An 18,785-nucleotide genomic window follows, 5' to 3' on the forward strand; every position below is an offset into this window, starting at 1 on the left:
AATGTTTCCATTACTATCCCAACATTGTAATCCATTACCCATTACCAAAGCCCCATTCTGACGCGTAGTACATTATTACTGTCAAATATCTGAATGAGTGTACTAGTAATCAACATTCTGCCTCCTCCAGCCACACCATTTATCTCAAAGTTGCCAGTTTTATCTAATCGCCACCCTTGTGAGCCCACAACATAGTTATTCGACTGGATATAGTTACCAATCTTGGCATTACTGATTGTTCCATCCTGAATAAAGGCATTATTCATAAACACCTGCCCATCCACCACGGCAAACGGCGAATACTGATTGCTGTTGTTGCCGCTCATCAGCACGAACTGATTGGCGTTAAAGCCGACGCGGGTGGTGACCGGCCTGCCGTTTTCCGCCAATACCGCGATCGACATGCCGGCGTTATAGAAGGTGCCGTTCACCCGCACGCCCGCTTTCAGCGTATGGATGGCCGTGGCGCCGTCGGCGTCTACCGTCGCCGTCAGTTTGTCTTCCAGCACCGCCGCGACATCGTCAATCTGCGCCTGCACCTGGGTTTTCATCTCGGCCAGCCCGCGATCGACCTCCGCGATGGTGGTTTTCACCACCATGATATCGGAGCGCACCGTGCCGTACTGCGCCCACTGGTGATCCACCGTCGCATTGTTTGCCAGCGCATTCTGCAAGATGGCGTCGATGTTGGTGTCGATATCGCCCACCAGCCGCTCGCCGTCTTTCGCGCTCAGAAGATCGTCACCGATGTTCTCGAGATAATCGCCGGCGTTCGCGTTCGCCTGCCCGGCACTCCAGTCAGTCCAGTCGCCCTGATTGCCCGTGCGGTCTTGCAGCCGCGCGCGGAACCAGAAGCTCTGTCCCGCTTTCAGCCCGGCCATAGCGTGGGTGTGCAGCGGATACGGGATATCGGCCAGCAGCATCGCGTTATTTCCAGCCGCGTTGTCCGCATACTGAATTTCGGTCTTGAGCGTATCTTCAGCGCCGGTAGGGAACGCCCAGTCGAGCTGGATGCCCCACAGCAAAGGCGATGCCTTGAAGCGGACCGGCATCGGTGGCTTGCCCTCTTTGCCCTTGAGGTAGGTTTCCATCGACGTCGCCCAGATAGACGATACATCACTGGCGTTGATGGCCCGCACCCGCACCCGATAACGACCGGCGTAAATCCCCGGCACTTCAAAGCCGAGCGCCGAGGTGCGCGGCACCGACACCCAGTTGCCGTTATCTTTGCGCCATTCCGCCTCATAGGCGATGGCATTTTCAACCGCGCCCCAGGCGGCGCGCAGGGTGGTAATGGCGATACCCTGACTCACCGAGGAGTAGCTGTCGATGGTGATGTTTTTCGGCGGCGCCTGCACGCCGGGCGGAATGATGGAGATCGGACGATCGTCGATACGCGCGCCGGTATCAATGCGGGCGTACTTGTTCGGATCGTGTTCCGCGGCGTTGACGGTATAGGTGTTATCGCCGTTGTCGGCGATGCCCACCACGCGGTAAAGCTGCACCGCCAGATCGTCCGCATCGATGGACCAGGCCGCTTCCGGCGCCGGCGTCTCGCTGTAGGCGGTGGTGACGGTCACTACGCGATCATTAACCGCCTGCACGGTGCGCGCCTGCGCTTTACCTGAAGGCAGGTTAACGATCAGGCGATCGCCGGCTTTAGCGCCCGGCGTTCTGTCCAGCGTCAGTTTACGTCCGTCCACGCCGCTGAGGCGCCCGCCAATCACTCGTCCGGCCAGCATCTGGTCCGCCACGCCGACGATATGCCCCGGCATGGGGATCATACCGTCCAGCCCCACGGAGAAGCTGACCGTACGATCCTTGCTGTTGGTCAACAGCGCCCAGCGGCCGCGGCGGTTCGCTTCGCTCGGCGTGGTGCAGCCGATGGCCGTCAGTTCGGTCTGGTTCACGTCGTAGCGGCGCACCAGATCGCTGTCGAATACCGCCTCTATCGCATCGGCGTAATGGTTGCCCGGATCGGACCAACTGACCATCGCGGTGCTGTAGCGGGTGCGCTCGCTGGCGGACGAGTAGGTAAACTTGCCGTCGATCACGTTGGCGCGGGTGTAGGTGAAGTCCATATCACGCGGCATGTCCGCCAGGGCGACCATTTGGTTTTGCCCCCAATAGGTCATGCCGCGGAAGATGCCGGCCAAATCGCTCAGCACCGTCCAGGCCTCTTCCCGCGACTGCAGATAAACGTTGCAGGTGAAGCGCGGCTCCATGCCCTCGCCGCCGCGCCCGTCCGGCACCGGCTGATCGCAATACTGCGCGATGCGGTACAGTTCGGACTCGGAGACCTGGGAGGCGTCGATGCGATCGCCCAAGCCGAAACGCTCGGCCAAAATAATGTCGTAAAACACCCACGCCGGGTTGTCGCTGTAGGCCCACTTAAAGCCGCCGCTCCAGATGCCGGTATAGCCGCGCGTTTGCGGATCGTAATTGTCCGGCACGCGGATCAGGCGGCCGCGCGGTTTGCAGCTGATCTTCGGGATGTTGGGGAACTGCTTTGAGTCGAACTCCACGTAAAGCAGCGCAGTGTTCGGATAGCGCAGCTTGGCGTCAATGATTTCGGTCAGCGCCTCGATGTTCATGCGGTCGGCGATCCGGGCGCTGTCGGCGTTAGGCGTCAACCGGCGCACGCGCAGCTGCCATCCCGTGGTGGCCTTCGGCAAATTGATGCGGTGCGAGCGTTCATACAGCGAGGTGGTTTTATCGTCGATCGCCGCCGTTAACACCTCCTGGTAACTGCCGCCGTCGGTCGCCACGTCGATGGCGTACTCGATGCGATAGCCGTTGACGTCGCCGTTGTCCGCCTGCTTTTGCAGCATGGGCCACCCCAGGCGCAGTCGAACAGCGGAAAGTTGCAGGTTAGAGACGGAGCGTACCCACGGCGCGCCGCTTTTCAGTTCGCTGCCGACCGAGATCTCATTTTCAACGGCGGGAATGCCCTGGATATATTCCTGCGCCTGCGAGCCAGGGCGGAACTCCCAGCGGAAACCGGGAAAGTTTTCCGTTCCGTCGCTGCTCAGCACCGGCGTACCGTCAACAAAAATGTTTGTGCCATCCAGCCCGCCGGCAAATTCTCCTTCGCCTAATGCGAACAGCATCTTCGCTCTGGCGATCGACTGAATGCTGTCCGGCGATTCTACCGGCGTGTGGCCGCCACCGCCGCCGCCTTTTCGCCCACGGATCATGTTCTGTGCCATATTTCGCCCATAAAAAAAGCCGCTATTGCGGCTGTCTGTTCAAACGGATGTCGTTATTGCTGGTCTTCGGTATAAATACCTGCGGAGATAATCGCCCCGCCAATTTCACGCGTGCCGTACAGCACGCCGACGGGATTGCCCTGCGCCGTGGTGTTGACCGGCCCGCCAAAGGCATAGCTCGGTTTATTTTCCGGGCCTTGCCGCATGCGCAGCCCGCCCATTTGCGGGGAGAGCATTTGGACGACGCCGCCGAGGGCCATGGAAGCACCGGCCATCGCCGCCATGCCAGTTCCCCCACCCGCCGTAAATGCTCCCATAGCCCCCGTCCCTGCGCCCACAGAAACATACATAGCCACGGCAACCAGCGCCACGCCCAGCACGGTCTGGAATAAGCCTGCGCGCTTGCTCCCAATCACGACGGGAACAAGGTGAATATCTTCCGACCCTTTGGTGAACTCCAGCTCATCCTGTCCGACGTTGCGTTTACCGACGAAAATAGAAAATGTCAGGCCACGTTTGTGCGCCTCCAGCATGTAGCGTTCAAAGCCGGGCAGCAGATTTTTCATGGCATCAATAGCCTTTGGTACATTGTGAGCACGATACTCAAATTTTTTTCCAAATATGCCAACCATCGGGCCATGGAATCGTATTGTTCTCAATGGTATCTCAATAAAATTCATAATGCCTCGAAAAAAAATATTTTTAAATACCTACAAGCAAGATTTAATCGCTATTAAGGTCACTTTTATTCTCCGCTCAGGAAAAATAACGGACCTTGTCCCTTCTCCATAATAAACAACTTTCGTTCCGGTGTTAATTTTAAGTAAATCGATAAACTCCAGTCCAGCCAGTGGAACTAAAGTTACTCCATTTTCTAAAGGCTTAACTGTTGTATTAATTGCAGGCCCATTATAAGTTTCACTATCTAATTTTGGAATTAAACATGTTTCCATTTGCACCAGTGTTTTGGTTGTCGAAAAGGTTTGCGTTGGATTTTTTCTAATGTCTGTATAACTCATTGCACATCCTGCCAACCCCAGTACCACCAGCCCAATCATTAACTTTTTCATTACCCTTTTCCTTAAGCTGAAAAGTGGAATGATAGCATCACATCAGCGCGTTGTGCCGCAACACCTTCACCGTTCGCTCTTTCCAATACCCACCGTAAGGCACCCACTGGCTAAGCATACCGTACTATGGTGCAGCAACAGGCCATCTGCCAGCAGAATACTGGCGTGGTTGGCCACCGGCGCCGAAACCTGCATGATCGCCATGTCGCCTGGGCACGGTGGGCCATCGAACTCGCGAAAGCCATACCCCGCCCAAGTTTCAGCAGGGGCTCGTAAATTGTATACGCAGCCAGATTATTTACACGCTATAATTGCCGATTCATAAAAACTCATATCTCTTTTCTTGTAAAAGATAAAGTCACTGCCTGTATCAACATTCCTCACATCAACAAGCATAACCACTCCCCGAGTCATATCATTTATCTGTGCCGAGTAGCCATTTTCAATTGGTTGCGGACTAATGGGTGAAATTGTGTTTTTTTCATTCCAGTTATTCAATACACAACCAATATATAAATCCGCACTCTTACTCGAATGTCCTTTAAGTGCAGGCGAGGTCAATCGAAGTTCATTGGCCGTGGTTGAACAACCAGACAGGATTAACACAGCGAATAGTCCGACAAATTTCTTCATTACCCTTTTCCTTAAGCTGAAAAGTGGAATGATAGCATCACATCAGCGCTTTGTGCCGCAACACCTTCACCGTTCGCTCCTTCCAATAACCGCCGTAAGGCACCCGCTGGCTAAGCATGCCGTACATATGGTGCAGCAACAGGCCATCTGCCAGCAGAATGCCGGCGTGGTTGGCCACCGGCGCCGAAACCTGCATGATCGCCATGTCGCCTGGGCGCGGCGGGCCATCGAACTCGCGAAAGCCGCAGGCATGCCAGTTTTCCAGATAGCGGTTTTCACCCCGCTCCCACCACGGGTAATCAACGCGGTAATCCTGGAGCGTTATGCCGTGCTCCTGGCGGAAATAACTCATGACCAGCCCCCAACAGTCGGTATGCCCCAGCACGAACTGGCGACCCACCAGCGGCAGTTCGCCGCGCGGCAAAATAGTGCGCAAATCCCCCTCCGGCCAGCTGGCTATCGCCCAGGGCAACTCCATCGCGTCGCACTGCGCCTTGTCCAGCTCACTCGGCTGCGTGGTGGCGTCCGGGTGGCTGTGCACAATGAGAGTGATGGTGCCCCATTCGGCGGCGGCCACGTAGTCTTCCGGCGCCAGATGAAACTGCTCGGTGGGGTTGTCCGCCAGGTTGCGACACGGGAAATAGCGCTCCACGCGGGATTTTTGCGCCACCACGCCGCAGCATTCGCGCGGGTACTCGGCCTTGGCGTGCGCCATAATGGCCGCCGCGGTTTTTTCTTTCATACTCGCCCCCTACTGCCGGATTAACGCCGCGCCCGGGAAACCGCCAAACGGCAGCGGTTCGTGCTCGCCAAAGCGTTTCTGGCAGTCGCTCAGCAGCCCGCCGCAGCGATCCTGACTCGGGTCTTCCACCGGGTTGCCTTTGTCGTCAAAGTAACGGCTACCGGCGTAATCGCAGCCCTTGCCGGTGCGATAGCCGCCGCGCGAGCACCAGGTGCACAGGCTGTGGATTTGCCGGGTCGGAATGCGCAATCCCCGCAGGTCCGCCGGGCTGGAGAGCTCGAATTCCACCGCCTCGTCGCTTTCCGTCGCCTTGCGATCGATGTAGAACACCTGCAGCTTTTCCTGCAGCGGATCGGCCGAAGAGTTCCCTTGTGGGAAGTTGCGGGCGTCAAGGTAGTGCACCAGCGTGTCGTGGATCCGCACCTTGGCCTGCGCCATGTCCTCAAATTGCAGGCAGAGCGCGCTGATCAGGCCGTTGATATTGGCGACCGACAGCTTGGGCGCGTTGCCCTGGCTGTCGGCGGAAATCTCCAGCCCTTCAACGCTAAACGGCCACGGGCCGTACTCCAGCCCCTGCCACCAGACCGATTTCGCCGGCAGTTTGCTTTCATCACCGCCGGCGGCGGCCAGCTCTTGCGGCGTAAACGGCAGGGTATCGCAATGAAAGCGCAGAATATCGGCGCCAAACCGGGTGCCATCCACCTCAATCAGGCGGATGCGGTTGCCCGGCTCCAGCTTTTGCAAATCTGAATTCAGCATCATCTCCCCCGGTTAAACGTGAAAGGCCTCGGTAAACGTGGCCGTCAATGAATAGTTATCCCCGCCCATGGCGACCGGCTTATAACCCTCGCAGCGGTAAAGGCCGGGAACCTGCGTCGGTGGCGTCCATTGAAAGGACTTCACCCCGTGATGGTTTTCCAGAAAGACGATGATCGGCGTGATGTAGTCATACTTGCCGACAAAGGTCAGATCCCAGGAGCGCACGATCGGGTTAATGCCGTCGCCGGAGACCTGCGCATAGCCGTCGCCGAACTGCGCCTTTCTGACGCGAAAGCGCATATCGCCGGCGGCGTTGACACGCGCCGGAAATTCAAATGTCTGAATGCCCATTACATCCCCTTGATTGCTTTCCAAATCGGCTGGCCCGGCATCAGGTTACGGTTGATCACCTTCTGGCTTTCCTGCGCGGCGATATTGCCCATTCGTTTACCGAACTCGCCCCATCCCGGATCGGCCTGCGAACTGACGTTGCCGCCGTTCTCGATGGTGATGTAGACATTCGGCGCCGCCGAAGGCTGCGGGCCGCCGCCGATAGCCCGCACGCCGAGCGAACCGTCCGCGCCGCGTTTGAGCGGCATGATGGCCTCCGGCCCGGCTTCGCCCATCAAGCCGGCGCCTCTGGCGAACGCGAACAACGTGGGATTGCTGACGATCTGGCCGCTGAATGCGCTCAGCGAAGGCGAGGCGTATACGCCGCCCTTGGCGTTGGGGACATAGCCTTGCCAACCGGTCGGCATGCCCATCGCGCCTGAACCGGCCGCGCCCGCGCCGGCGCTTGCAGCCCCGCCCAACAAACCGCCGCCGATGTTCATAAAGGTAGAGAGAAAGGTTCTGGTTAACAGCGCCTGCATCGCCAGATCGATCAGTTGCTGAATGATGGACTGCGTCATGGAGGTCATCAAACCGAGCATGCTTTGCTTAAAGTTTTGCGTCCCGGTCAGCAGATCGAACATCATGCCGGAGGTCCGTTCCCGCGTCATGTCCACCAGCCCCAACGCCATCTTGTGCACGCGGCTCTGCCCGCCGAACAGACTCAGCGCCTGCTGATACTGAGCGTCCGACGATTCTTGCGTCGACGCCTGCATCAGCTGTTCATAGCGCTGTTTATCCAGCAAGCCTTGCTGGTAGTAGGCCTGGTATTGCGCCTGCTGCTGCACCAATTGGTTGTTAAGCCGAGCGACAGGGTCCACATCACCGGCAATGTTCATACGCGGCGCGGCGAGCGCGTCGGTTTCGGCCTTCAGCCGCTGGCGCGTCATTTCTTGCTGCTGCATCCGGCTGGCGGTGTGGTACTCGCGCTCGGTCAACAGCCGCCCGTCATACAACGCCTTCAGCGCCTTGCCGACCTCTTGCTCTTTACGCACCGCCGCCTGCCCTGGCGCGTATTGTTCAGCGAGCTGTTGCCGCTGCCGCTGGTACTTCTCGGCGTTCAGCGCCATCGCACGCTGCACATCGGCCTGCCCGGCACCGGCCGCCTTGGCCGCTGACGCCAGCTTGGCCTGTGCGCTTTGTTCATCCTGGGTGATTTTGTCGAGGCTGCTCAGATGCGCCTGCTCGATTTCCTGACGCAGCTGTTGGTACTGATCAAGAGCCTGCTGCTTACCGTTATCGTTTAAAATACGACCGACAGGAGGAGCGCTAGTTTGATGGCTCTTAGGCTTAACAGGTTTGGTCTCAACATGGCTATCATTGCCATTCTGTGCATTAACGGCATTGCTTCGCCTAAGCCGGATCGCTTTCTCGCCCTTAATGACATCTTCCAACTGCGCTTGCAAGGCGTTGCGTTCTTTCTTCACCTCTTTGGGATCAGAATAGAGGAATCCCAACAACCCTTTGCTTCGCCGCTCTAAGCCAGCAATTCGGATATCGCTCCTGCGCGCCAGTTGGTTTTCGATCTTGGCTTTTTCCTCACTGAGCGTCTTTAGCTGATCGTCGAAGGTATCAATTTTGACGGCGAGCTTTGCCTTGGAGAGCTTGCTGAGATCTTCGGCCGTCTCGACCGCCGCATCTTTCAATGCCAAAGCCGATTGACGGGCCAATTGGTTTTGCTCATGGAAGTACAGCATCGCCAATCCCGCCTGTATGGCGACACCGATCGGGCCGCCAAGCGCCCCCAGCGCGACGTTGGCGACGCGAGACGCCGCGCCGACGCCCGATGTCGCCTGAGCCGCCCCGCGCGCCGCCGCCGCCTGATCGCGCCAGGCCGCCGCGCTGTCATTCAGGCCACCGGCCAGTTTCAGCATCTCCTCCGCCCGGCTGCCGCCTTCGCCGGAAGCGCTGCTCGCCTGGCGGGCCGCGTCGTCCAACTGTTTCATCTGCGCCGTCGCGGCGACGGTGATGGACGCGAGTTCGGTGAGCGCCTGCCCATACTGGCGCGAGGTGGCGGCGAGGCCCTGCAGCGACAGCTCAACGCCGGCCAGCCCCGCCAGTTTCCCCGCCAGGCCGCCAAGCGTGCCACCGATGCGTTGATACGACTCGTCGGTCTTCTTCGCGTCCTGCTGAGCCTGGCGGTTAAATTTGGCGGATTGTTCCCCGGCGGTACGGTAAGCCGCCGTCAGTTTGTTTTTAAAGTTGGTGTCATTCAGTTGCAACCCGACGACCAACTGTGCGGTATCAGCCATTTCCCAGCACTCGCATAACGTCAGCACACTGCATATCAATACTGCTTTGCGCGGGCTGACCGGATTGATGAACGGGGGCACTCTCCGCCGCATCGGCCGTCATGCCTTGCAGTTTGAAATATGCCCGCCAGTGATTCAGGATGTGCGCCGGCATCGCGGCGATCTTGCGAGGATCCGACTCACCCCAGCGATCGGCCAGTTGGAACACCAACATCAGCCAGGGCGAGTCAGTCAGTTTTTTTCCGCTTCCTCCAGGCTGCCGACCGCATGCCGCTTGACGGTGCCGATGGCTTCGACCAGCGTCGGGTTGTCGTGCGCCGCCAGCAGATCGTCTACGCTCGGCAAGGCGCCGGCCGGGATGCGTTTGCCGTCCGGCGTTATCAGGCAAGACAGCAGAAGCTGCACGTTGAGCTGCGCGGCTTTGTTCATGTCACCGCTGTCGATGGCGGCCTTCATGCCGTCTTCGTTTTCCTGCAGTTCCGCGGCTTTCAGGCGACGGATAAAGGCTTTGGCGCCAAAGATCTGCGTTTCAATCACGTGATCGTCGGATTTCAGCAGCGCCGCTTTCAGCGCTTTCAGATCGTATTTCTCACTCATCGGTTTTTCCTTGTTCAATTCGGTTTACTCTGTAATAAGCAGGTTGCCGCAGGCCACATGGCCCGCGGCGGAAGCGTTCGCCTTCAGGCGTTAACCCGCGGCGAACCGCCAATGGGTCACACTTTCGGGGTGACCGAGCCCCAGGTGTTGCTGTTTTGCTTGCCCTGGACGGTAATCTGAATGACTTCGCTCGCCGGGGCGGTGATCTCATTCATTTTCCAGCCGGACAGCGACAGGATGGAGGTGGAGGTGCGGCCATTTGGCAGCTCGACGTAGAACTGCACCGTTTCGCGCTTGTCCGCCGCATTCAGCAGCGCCGCGAAATCGGCGTTGGACGGATCGTCGATGAAACCGATGGACTTCTCCGCGCCTTCCGGCAGGTCGGAAATAAACTGCTTGGCGGTATCCAGCAGCGTGGTGCAATCGACAAAACCGCCGGTTTGCCCCATTTCACCTACCGCTTTACAGTTGGTCAGCGCCTTCATGGCCGTCGGCGCAGCCCCAACGGTGCCCCATTTGACGATAGTGCCGGCAGGCAGCATGGCGTATTCTGGCGAGGTTTTATCAGCCATAGTTTTTCTCTCTCTTTTTTGATGAAGGATGGTAGCGGTCGCTACCGGTTTTCGATGCCATAGCGGACCTTAGCCGCCAGGATGCGTAACACTTGGTGCTTATGGTGATCCAGCGCAGGGCGAATAAACGGGGCGGCGGCTTGCGTTGCCGTGCCGTACTCCTGCGCCAGAGCTCTGTGGTAATGCTGTTTACTGGGGCCTACACGCAACGTCACCGCGTTCCATCCGGTAACGGCCGGGCGTATCGCGATGCCGGCGCTCAGCGAGGGTTCGCTGTTTGACGCCCCCCGCTCGGCACACTGCCACATCGTGCTAAGTAGCGGCGCCAGCGCGGCGTGGCCGGCCTCCGGCAGAATGTGACTGGCGACCTCGCGCCGAATCGCTTCCAAGCGGCGAGTCAATTCCGCCATGCCGGAAACGTTTATGGCGATCACGCCGCCACCTCGGAATGGGTAATGAGGTAATCGCGCGCCATCCGATACTGAACGCGGTTATCCGCCAAGGGCGTGGCGCTCTGCAAAAGGGTGCTGCGCGTAACCGCCTGTACCGGCCATTCGCCGATATGGCCATGCCGAACCCCCTCCCAGGCGTTCAAAACCGCCTTATCCAGAGCGATCAGTCGGGAGTAATCGTCGATCACGTACAGCACGATCTGAAAACGGCTCTGCACCAGCGAACTGTCAACCAGACCGGTGTTCACTTTCAGATCGCTGATCTTCTGATAGGTCACGCCTTCTTGCTGAGGATCCGGCAAGATCAGCGGATGAACCGCCAGATGGGTTAGCGCGGCCAGCGAGCGTTGGATTTCATCTTCAATCATTTGGGCAAGGTCTCCGTCGTTTTGAGGGGGAATTGTTTTACAGACGCATTCAGGCATCAGGTAAGGAACAGCGCGCGCTCCGCCGCACGCCGGGCAACCAGCCCATCGAGCCGCACACCGCCCGCATTCACCCATCGGCCGAACTGGTCGGCCGCCCCCTGCCGATCGCCGGCGTTCAGCCGGCGCAGCAGCGTCGAGTTCTCCAGCGCGCGCAGGCCCAGGTTATAGGCGAAGCTCACCAGCGCATCGAACTGCCCCTGCGTGATCGTCACCGCCACCAACCGTTCGACGCCCCGTTCGAATTGGGCGACACCGCACACCAGCAAACGCTCGGCCGTTGCGACATCGATCGCCATGCCGGCCCCAACTTTTCGTCCCGCTACCGGTTGAGTCCACCCGTAGCCGATGGTCCAAACGCCGACCGAGTCCTGATAAGCCTGCAAACGCAGGCCTTCGAAACGCTTAATCAGCGCCATGCCATCATCACTTATCTTCATTGGTTTCCTCCTGACGCTTTATTGAGAAATCGGCGTTCCAATGCCTTGATCAGCGATGCTCCCGACCACCCCGCCATGCCGCATACGCCGCCCATCACCTCCGAAGGCCAGTCGTAATGCAGCGCAATCATCACCATGGTCAAGCCGGCGAAAATAGAGACGAACAGCTGCAAAAACAGCGTCCTCCAGCTAAAGGTTTCGCCGTTCAAAACCTTGAAGGAATAGCTGGCGATCGCCCCCAGCAGCGTCATGCCGAAAGCAAGCAGCATTGAAAGGATGTTTGGTTCATTTTTCCAAGGCATAATCATCACCCTCCCCTTACCGGGGCATAGCCCGATCGTCGGGAGTCATGGAAAAGAGCGGCTAAATGCGGCGCCCCTCTCCGTCATTCCTGTTCCATTTAAATAAGCGGCCATTTACGCTGTCGAAAATGGCTTATCCATTCTGCTCAACCTGAGAAGAGAAATAAGGATTGCGCCGTTTTATAAATGAGAAGGATTAGCCTCCCGCCGTGATCATTCAACGACAGTCATTATTCAGTGAGCGATTGACCGTTTTGACAAGGAGGCTAAAAATGAAAAACCCCGCCGGAGCGAGGTTTAGTTATCGTGCGGCGGCGCCGGCAACGACTCAGTTTTATCAGATTACGCGTTTATTTGCGTACGCGTGAGTCTTTTATTATAAAAAAACAAAACCCCGCCGGAGCGAGGTTTGGCTATCGTGCGGCGGCGCCGGCAACGACTCAGTTTTATCAGATTACTCGCTTATTTGCGTACGCGTGAGTCTTTTATTATAAAAAACAAAACCCCGCCGGAGCGAGGTTTAGTTATCATGCAGCGGCGCCGGCAACGACTCAGTTTTATCAGATTACGCGTTTATTTGCGTACGCGTGAGTCTTTTATTATAAAAAAAAACAAAACCCCGCCGGAGCGAGGTTTGGCTATCGTGCGGCGGCGCCGGCAACGACTCAGTTTTATCAGATTACTCGCTTATTTGCGTACGCGTGAGTCTTTTTTTAAATTCTTGCAACGCGCATACGCTATTATTATTCCTGATGTCACAGTGAAACGAGAAATAAACCCTCATCAACTTCAACGGCAGCAGTTTCAGCGATCCATAGTCAACTTTATATCCAACATCGCCAGGCACCCACCGATAAATCCCTCCGCCGTTTGCATCTCTTTACGTATCGTACCGTCTGAACACTTTCTTTTCAGGGCAATCTTGCGCAAGGATATGCCATAAACATGGTGGGCAATGATGAGATCGAACTCTTCGGGTTTGTATTTCTTCAATCTGCCCACGCAACCGTCGATCACCAGGCCATCATCATCGCAACAGGAACGCTCGCCATTCGATTTATAGGACAACAGCCCTTTGAACCCAGCAGCAATGGGGGAATAATCGATGCCACTGTTATCCCTGGCCCATACGCCCCACCGCTCCAACACTTCATTCATATCTCTCATGCTTCCACCTCCTTTGGGCGTTTGCCACATCGCCAGGGCTCCATGTCGTTGACCGACGTCGGTCGAGCCGCTCTTCTGCTCGGCGTGCGCCAACACGCAACAACCGCTCCGCCCGGCGTGCTCGCCGAGGGTATTACATCAAATACTGTATAAATAACCAGTATCAAGTATACCCAGAGGTATCTTTTTTTCAATAGCGAAAATCCATTTACCTGCAGGTAAATTTAGGTACGATGGCCTTATGAAAAACGAGCAAAAAATGCACCTGCAGGAGATGCGGCGAGAGCGCCTGATCATCCTCATTGACAACCTCGGCGTCGGGGGCCAAAAGCGCCTTGCCGAGGCGCTCGACATTGCCGCAGACTATGTCTCTCGCCTGCTCTACCCGCCGGGCAAGAAAGGAAAAAAGGGCATCAGTGGCGATATGGCGCGAAGGATAGAACAGTATTTCGCCGTGCAAATCGGTTGGCTGGACGGCCTGGAGCAAACCGGGCAACGCCCCGTCAGGCAGAAGACTTCGCAGGCCTTGGGTAAAACGCTGCCGCTGCTGACGTGGACATTGCCGTTGTCTCATGAACAGCTGCGCAAAGGAACGACCGTCCATTACCCGGCGATGGTGCAATGCAGCGCTCATGCCTACTGGTTGCCGGTGCGGGATAACACGATGAACGGCTCTGCCGGCGCCAATTACCCAAAAGGCGCCTTGATACTTGTCGAACCCGTTACTGCCGGCATAACCGAGCTCGCGTCCGGCGATAAGGTGATAGCGAAACGCTGTGACAGCGCGGAGCTCATCTTTAGAAGGTATGTCGAGGAAGCCGGGCATCGATGGCTTAAGGGAAGCATGCCGGGTTGCCCGGCGCAGAATGCTGATGAGTACGCGATTATCGGGGTGGTGCTTGGCGCCTGGCTGCCCTAGTCCCTGCGTGCCGCGTTGAGAACCGCATAAAGCAAAAAACCGCCAACCTTGCGGCTGGCGGTTTTTTGGCACTCATGGTGCCGGCTACCGGAATCGAACTGGTGACCTACTGATTACAAGTCAGTTGCTCTACCTACTGAGCTAAGCCGGCTGAATTTGGCGGAAGGACAGAGATTCGAACTCTGGGAGCTGTTACACTCGACGGTTTTCAAGACCGTTGCCTTAAACCACTCGGCCATCCTTCCAATGGGCGCTGATATTAGCGATACCGTTATGAAATGTCTATCATTTTGATGCAAAAAAATGGCATGGGCGGTGCGGTTGCCTAAACTTCAAGCCTTAAACGCTTAAAAAATGAAAAGCCCCGCGAAAGCGAGGCTTTTATGTTCGGCTGAAATACGTTTACTTCGGCTGCGAATCGTAGTCGGAACAGGTTTGATAGCCCTTGTTCATGACATGGCCCGTGTCGTTGTAGCTGACAAAGTACGTTTGCACTTTGCCATCGCGCGGCGCGACCGCATAAGTATCGCAAGTGCCTTGCGCATGAATCAGCGTGGCGGACGTCGACGGCGGACCGGCAATCGCCCGCACCTGCTGCTTGGTCATCCCTACTTTGACATCGCTGACCACCGGCTCATTGACATAACTGGTTGCACGGTCATAGGCGGTGCAGCCGGCAAGAATGGAAAATACCGCCGCAGTACCGACGGCCAAAACCAACTTCTTCGTCATAGCTTGTCCTCTTGGAGTACGTTTGTTGTCCCCTAAGTCTAGAAGCGGAAAGGCTTTTCTACAAACTCCCGTTTGTCGATCGGTGCGCTTTTTCTCGCGATCGGCCGGCGCGGGCACGACATCGAATTCAAAAGCCGAAATCGCTCAGCGACGGGACATCGTCCGGGCGCCGACCGAGTGGCCAATGAAAACGCCGATCCTGTTCGCGAATCGGCATGTCGTTGATGCAGGCATGGCGGTTAATCATCAGCCCCTCCTGATTAAACTCCCAGTTTTCATTGCCGAAGCTGCGATACCAGTTGCCGGAATCGTCGCGCCACTCATAGGCGAAACGCACCGCGATACGCGCGCCGTCAAACGCCCACAGTTCCTTAATCAGCCGATACTCCAGCTCTTTCGCCCACTTGCGTTGCAAAAATGCGACCACCGCCGCGCGGCCGTCGACAAACTCCGCGCGGTTACGCCAGTGGGTATCGAGGGAATACACCTGCGACACCCGCTCAGGATCGCGGCTGTTCCAGGCATCTTCCGCTAACCGTACTTTTTCGATGGCGGATTCACGGGTGAAAGGCGGCAATGGGGGTTTAATGCTCATGATCATCTCCTGCGTATAGGCAAGTAGACAACTCTGTCTACATCATTACGCTAGCGCATGTAGACAGAGTTGTCTACAATCACTCGAAAATAGCCTGGGAGAAAAATGATGACCGCCGATCGCAACACCTTGCCCGCCCGTCAGCGCATCCTGCTGACGGCCCACGATCTGTTCTATCAGGAAGGGATCCGCGCCACCGGCATCGATCGCATCATCAAGGAGTCAGGCGTCACTAAGGTGACGTTTTATCGCCACTTTCCCAGCAAGAACGATTTGATTACGGCGTTTTTGGCCTATCGCCACCAGCAGTGGCTAACCTGGTTCAGTACAGCGTTGGATCGACATGTGGCGCAGAGCGGCGGGTTACTGCCGGCGCTGGCGCCCTGCCTGGCGGAATGGTTCGACGATCCGCGTTTTCGCGGCTGCGCGTTTATCAATACGGCGGTAGAAATCGCCGACCTGCTGCCGGAAAGCCTGCAAATCGCCGGCCGGCATAAGCGGCAAATGGCGGATGAACTGGCGCGTCACCTGCCCGCCGGCCCACAGCGGGAACAGCGGGCGGCAATGCTGGCGATGCTGATCGACGGCGCCATCGTCAGAGTGCAGATAGAGCGGCAACCGCAGGCCGCGCTGCAGGTGCTGAATGCCGCGTTGAACATGTTGGCGCAAGGCGGGTTCGATCAGTAATTGGCCCAAATGCCCGGCGTCACCAGTTCCAACAGGTGGGCGTCGGGATCGCGAAAATAAATGCTCTCCCCGCCGTGTTCCCAGCGCATCCGCCCCTCAATCTCCACGCCGTTGTCCACCAGATGCCGTTCCCAATGCGGCAGTTGCTCTTTCGTCACCGCCAGCCCGATATGCGCCGGCCCCACGCCATCGTGCGCAGGAATAAACCCGGTCGGATAGTGCGCCCCGCGCAGCGAATCACCTTCGAGAAACAGCAACAGTACGCTCCGATCGCCGACGTTGTAGGCGCGAAACCGTTCGTTGGCGGCCATCGTCGGCAGCTTCAGCACCTCCCGGTAAAAAGCGTCCGCGCGTTCAATATCGCTGACGTACAGCACCGTTTCGATCACCTTGTCGATCTTGAGTTCCATATCACCTCCGCTCTGTTTTCCGTTCTGACAGCGTAGGTCGAACAGAGGCTATCCGAAGCGCTTCCCGAGCCGATAACGGATCAATCCGTGCTTTTTACCAGCAAAAAAAAACGCGGCCCAAAGGCCGCGTTGTGTCATTCACACGCTGATGCTTAGAACTGGTAAACCAGGCCCACGGCAACCACGTTGTCGGTGTTGATGCCGGCAGCGTCGGTGAAATCGTTGTTGTCCACCAGGTTGATTTTGTAATCAACATAGGTGGACATGTTTTTGTTGAAGAAGTAGGTCGCACCCAGGTCGACGAATTTGACCAGATCTTGATCGCCGTAGTCCTTGCCGTTGCCGGCGCGGCCCAGGTCTTTACCTTTGGTTTGGTTATAGCCGACGAACGGACGCAGACCGAAGTCGAACTGGTAGTGCGCATAGGCTTCGAAGCTCTGCGCCTTGTTGGCGTAGCCGTAAACGCTGCTGTCGGAGCTACCGAAACGCGCCGCGTTGTAGGACTGGGTGAACATCACCGCCAGGTAGACGTCGTTGGCGTCATATTTCAGACCGCCGGAGTAGCCTTCGGCCTTGTCGCCGCGGCCCATAATATTGCGGTACGCGCCGGCGCCGTTCTGCTCGCTGGTGCGGCGAGAGTTAAAGAAGGCGCCCGCCGCGCTGATGCCGTAGCCCATGTCATAGCTCATGGACATGCCGTAGCCTTCGCCGTTTTGACCCAGAACGTCACGACCGTTGTTGGTCTCTTCGCCGTTGCCGTTTTTACCCTGGTACTGCAGGGCGAAGTTCAGGCCGTCAACCAGACCAAAGAAGTCGTTGTTACGGTAGGTCGCCAGGCCGCTGGAACGCTGGAACATGAACTGGTCGGCGCCGTAGGTCATACCGTCGAACTCAGGCTGCAAGTCGGTATACGCCGCGACGTCGTACAGCACGCCGGTGTTACGGCCGTAGTCGAAGGAGCCGTAGTCGCCGAATTTCAGACCGGCGAAGCCGTAACGGGTGAAGTTCTTGTTGTCTTGGCTTTCAGCGTGGTTCAGGTTCGCCTGATATTCCCACTGGCCGTAACCGGTCAGCTGATCGCTGATTTGCGTTTCGCCGCGCAGGCCAAAACGCATATAAGACTGATCGCCGTCCACGCCGTTGTCGCTGGAGAAATAGTGAAGACCGTCGACTTTACCGTACAAATCCAGTTTATTACCGTCTTTGTTGTAGATTTCCGCCGCGCCTGCTGTGCCTGCAACCAGCAGTGCGGGTACCATCAGAGAGAGTACTCGAAGTTTCATCGTTATTATCCTCGTTAATTATGTCGAGCTACGGCCACTGCCCTTTTCGAGCATTATTAGCACGACTGTGCATTACCATTCTGGTAACAAGGGTTATATTAATCCAGAAAGAAAATGATACCAAGTATCCGATAGTGTTTCATTGTAATTAATAAAGGTTTCAAAATGTAAATACGCGCGAACTTTCACAAAACATTACAGACAAATAAAATAAAGCACTTAAAGACAAAGAATAGATTAATTGATAAAAAATCATGTAGTTATACATATCTTTAAGAAAAAAAAGCCAACCATACAATTGAGCCAGACAATAAGCACATTGTGCCAAAACGCGAACCACGCACAGCCGCTATAATCACCTCGCTATCATCATTATTTTCATTATTACCTTCATTATCCGAAGATAATTTCTGCATTCCTTTAACCGGCTTCTGGCCGGTTTTTTATTTTCCTCCATACTCTCCTCACAATTTCAGCCCGTACAAATAGCACGCAAATAAATAACCTAATGATATAGTTTCATTAATTTACTTTCGCACTAATTGCTAATCTTTTCCCTTATTTTAGTCTACAAATTGAACTTGCTTTTCATTTCGTGCTTTATCGCATCAATTATTTCCCGCCGCAGGCACCATTAGCCGCAGAGTTTCAGTTCTGGTAATCTGAAAAAAGCCCACCTTCAGCGAGTAAAATTCATGATGCCCTTTCAACCCGACGTGCTGTGGCGGCGGCTGCAAAGTTCCCCCTTCCGCGCTCGCTTCCGTTTAAATGCCAAAGACCAGACTTATCTCGAGGGTAAGGGACTGCCGCTGATCCTCAGCCATGCCCGCGATTTTATCGACCGCCGCCTGGCCGCCGCTCATCCTAAAAACGACGGCAAGCAAACACCGATGCGTGGCCACCCGGTGTTCGTCGCCCAGCATGCCACTGCCACCTGCTGCCGCGGCTGTCTGGAAAAGTGGCACGACATAGCGCAGGGCGTCGCGCTGGACGAGCAGCAAAAGGACTATATTGTCCAGGTTATCGCGCTGTGGCTGGTGCGCAGAGGCGGTGCCGGGGATGTGTCAGGCACGAATATTTTCGACCCGGATCGCGGATTGTGATAAAAACTGTCAGTAACTTTCACCATTCTTTTGACCCAAGATCCTG

At 56.5% G+C, this 18,785-nt stretch carries 23 protein-coding genes, 2 tRNA genes and 1 pseudogene; 3 read left to right on the forward strand and 23 right to left on the reverse strand.

Going from position 1 to position 18,785, the window contains the following annotated elements; all coding sequences use genetic code 11:
* Positions 1–41: 41 nt before the first annotated feature.
* From ACP39K_RS05295 to ACP39K_RS05375, 17 genes and pseudogenes are all read right to left on the reverse strand, one after another.
* The gene (locus ACP39K_RS05295) at positions 42–3,209 is read right to left on the reverse strand and encodes a TipJ family phage tail tip protein (RefSeq protein WP_497008340.1); all 3,168 of its coding nucleotides are present in this window, start codon (positions 3,207–3,209) and stop codon (positions 42–44) included.
* 53 nt (positions 3,210–3,262) lie between these two features.
* Positions 3,263–3,889, reverse strand: coding sequence for a tail assembly protein (locus tag ACP39K_RS05300; RefSeq protein WP_497008341.1), 627 nt, complete (start codon positions 3,887–3,889; stop codon positions 3,263–3,265).
* A gap of 30 nt (positions 3,890–3,919) precedes the next feature.
* Entirely contained in the window at positions 3,920–4,279 is a 360-nt protein-coding gene (locus ACP39K_RS05305; protein WP_147827112.1) for a hypothetical protein, read from the reverse strand.
* A gap of 37 nt (positions 4,280–4,316) precedes the next feature.
* A pseudogene (locus ACP39K_RS05310) lies at positions 4,317–4,528 on the reverse strand (NlpC/P60 family protein); the annotation flags it as partial.
* A gap of 45 nt (positions 4,529–4,573) precedes the next feature.
* Positions 4,574–4,912, reverse strand: coding sequence for a hypothetical protein (locus ACP39K_RS05315; RefSeq protein ID WP_147827111.1), 339 nt, complete (start codon positions 4,910–4,912; stop codon positions 4,574–4,576).
* A 37-nt stretch (positions 4,913–4,949) separates the two neighbouring features.
* Complete coding sequence (locus ACP39K_RS05320; RefSeq protein WP_497008342.1) at positions 4,950–5,654, reverse strand: C40 family peptidase; 705 nt, start codon at positions 5,652–5,654, stop codon at positions 4,950–4,952.
* Between the two features lie 9 nt (positions 5,655–5,663).
* Positions 5,664–6,416, reverse strand: coding sequence for a phage minor tail protein L (locus ACP39K_RS05325; protein WP_016926950.1), 753 nt, complete (start codon positions 6,414–6,416; stop codon positions 5,664–5,666).
* Between the two features lie 9 nt (positions 6,417–6,425).
* Complete coding sequence (locus ACP39K_RS05330) at positions 6,426–6,764, reverse strand: phage tail protein (RefSeq protein WP_004935824.1); 339 nt, start codon at positions 6,762–6,764, stop codon at positions 6,426–6,428.
* On the reverse strand, positions 6,764–9,055 hold the full coding sequence (locus tag ACP39K_RS05335; protein ID WP_147827109.1) for a phage tail tape measure protein: 2,292 nt from the start codon (positions 9,053–9,055) through the stop codon (positions 6,764–6,766). Before ACP39K_RS05335 ends, ACP39K_RS05330 begins: the two co-directional genes overlap by 1 nt.
* Positions 9,048–9,269, reverse strand: a complete 222-nt coding sequence (locus tag ACP39K_RS05340; protein WP_004935830.1) for a hypothetical protein — start codon at positions 9,267–9,269, stop codon at positions 9,048–9,050. The genes ACP39K_RS05335 and ACP39K_RS05340 overlap by 8 nt, the downstream gene beginning before the upstream one ends.
* Before the next feature lie 17 nt (positions 9,270–9,286).
* Positions 9,287–9,652 carry a phage tail protein gene (locus ACP39K_RS05345; RefSeq protein WP_497008343.1) on the reverse strand — a complete coding sequence of 122 codons (366 nt, stop codon included), beginning with the start codon at positions 9,650–9,652 and terminating at the stop codon, positions 9,287–9,289.
* Positions 9,653–9,768: 116 nt separating this feature from the next.
* A complete protein-coding gene (locus ACP39K_RS05350; protein ID WP_016926946.1) occupies positions 9,769–10,224 on the reverse strand; it encodes a major tail shaft subunit in 456 nt (151 codons plus the stop codon).
* A gap of 41 nt (positions 10,225–10,265) precedes the next feature.
* A complete protein-coding gene (locus ACP39K_RS05355; RefSeq protein WP_497008344.1) occupies positions 10,266–10,658 on the reverse strand; it encodes an HK97-gp10 family putative phage morphogenesis protein in 393 nt (130 codons plus the stop codon).
* Positions 10,655–11,044, reverse strand: a complete 390-nt coding sequence (locus ACP39K_RS05360) for a hypothetical protein (RefSeq protein ID WP_048796965.1) — start codon at positions 11,042–11,044, stop codon at positions 10,655–10,657. Before ACP39K_RS05360 ends, ACP39K_RS05355 begins: the two co-directional genes overlap by 4 nt.
* Positions 11,045–11,100: 56 nt before the next feature.
* A complete protein-coding gene (locus ACP39K_RS05365) occupies positions 11,101–11,541 on the reverse strand; it encodes a lysozyme (RefSeq protein WP_016926943.1) in 441 nt (146 codons plus the stop codon).
* Positions 11,538–11,849 carry a phage holin family protein gene (locus ACP39K_RS05370; RefSeq protein WP_028127738.1) on the reverse strand — a complete coding sequence of 104 codons (312 nt, stop codon included), beginning with the start codon at positions 11,847–11,849 and terminating at the stop codon, positions 11,538–11,540. Before ACP39K_RS05370 ends, ACP39K_RS05365 begins: the two co-directional genes overlap by 4 nt.
* A gap of 798 nt (positions 11,850–12,647) precedes the next feature.
* Positions 12,648–13,010: an antiterminator Q family protein gene (locus ACP39K_RS05375; RefSeq protein WP_197818273.1), complete on the reverse strand. Its 363-nt coding sequence runs from the start codon at positions 13,008–13,010 to the stop codon at positions 12,648–12,650.
* A 241-nt stretch (positions 13,011–13,251) separates the two neighbouring features.
* Between ACP39K_RS05375 and ACP39K_RS05380 the strand changes: the two genes are divergently transcribed.
* Entirely contained in the window at positions 13,252–13,929 is a 678-nt protein-coding gene (locus ACP39K_RS05380; RefSeq protein ID WP_033639811.1) for a S24 family peptidase, read from the forward strand.
* 75 nt (positions 13,930–14,004) lie between these two features.
* On the opposite strand, the gene ACP39K_RS05385 is transcribed toward ACP39K_RS05380, so the two are convergent.
* From ACP39K_RS05385 to ACP39K_RS05400, 4 genes are all read right to left on the reverse strand, one after another.
* Positions 14,005–14,080: transfer RNA gene (locus ACP39K_RS05385), tRNA-Thr, on the reverse strand.
* Positions 14,081–14,086: 6 nt separating this feature from the next.
* Positions 14,087–14,174: transfer RNA gene (locus tag ACP39K_RS05390), tRNA-Ser, on the reverse strand.
* 157 nt (positions 14,175–14,331) lie between these two features.
* Complete coding sequence (gene osmE, locus ACP39K_RS05395) at positions 14,332–14,661, reverse strand: osmotically-inducible lipoprotein OsmE (protein WP_004935874.1); 330 nt, start codon at positions 14,659–14,661, stop codon at positions 14,332–14,334.
* 127 nt (positions 14,662–14,788) lie between these two features.
* The gene (locus tag ACP39K_RS05400; RefSeq protein WP_016926939.1) at positions 14,789–15,256 is read right to left on the reverse strand and encodes a nuclear transport factor 2 family protein; all 468 of its coding nucleotides are present in this window, start codon (positions 15,254–15,256) and stop codon (positions 14,789–14,791) included.
* A gap of 108 nt (positions 15,257–15,364) precedes the next feature.
* Between ACP39K_RS05400 and ACP39K_RS05405 the strand changes: the two genes are divergently transcribed.
* Complete coding sequence (locus ACP39K_RS05405; RefSeq protein WP_497008384.1) at positions 15,365–15,943, forward strand: TetR/AcrR family transcriptional regulator; 579 nt, start codon at positions 15,365–15,367, stop codon at positions 15,941–15,943.
* Here ACP39K_RS05405 and ACP39K_RS05410 read toward each other — a convergent pair.
* Positions 15,937–16,353, reverse strand: a complete 417-nt coding sequence (locus ACP39K_RS05410) for a VOC family protein (protein ID WP_060444512.1) — start codon at positions 16,351–16,353, stop codon at positions 15,937–15,939. The two genes, ACP39K_RS05405 and ACP39K_RS05410, sit on opposite strands and share 7 nt — an antisense overlap.
* Positions 16,354–16,505: 152 nt before the next feature.
* A complete protein-coding gene (gene ompC, locus ACP39K_RS05415; protein WP_028127739.1) occupies positions 16,506–17,636 on the reverse strand; it encodes a porin OmpC in 1,131 nt (376 codons plus the stop codon).
* A gap of 695 nt (positions 17,637–18,331) precedes the next feature.
* On the opposite strand from ompC, the gene ACP39K_RS05420 reads away from it, so the two are divergent.
* On the forward strand, positions 18,332–18,739 hold the full coding sequence (locus ACP39K_RS05420; RefSeq protein WP_072009656.1) for a DUF4186 domain-containing protein: 408 nt from the start codon (positions 18,332–18,334) through the stop codon (positions 18,737–18,739).
* Positions 18,740–18,785 lie beyond the last annotated feature (46 nt).

The organism is Serratia sp. EC4, assembly GCF_059652115.1.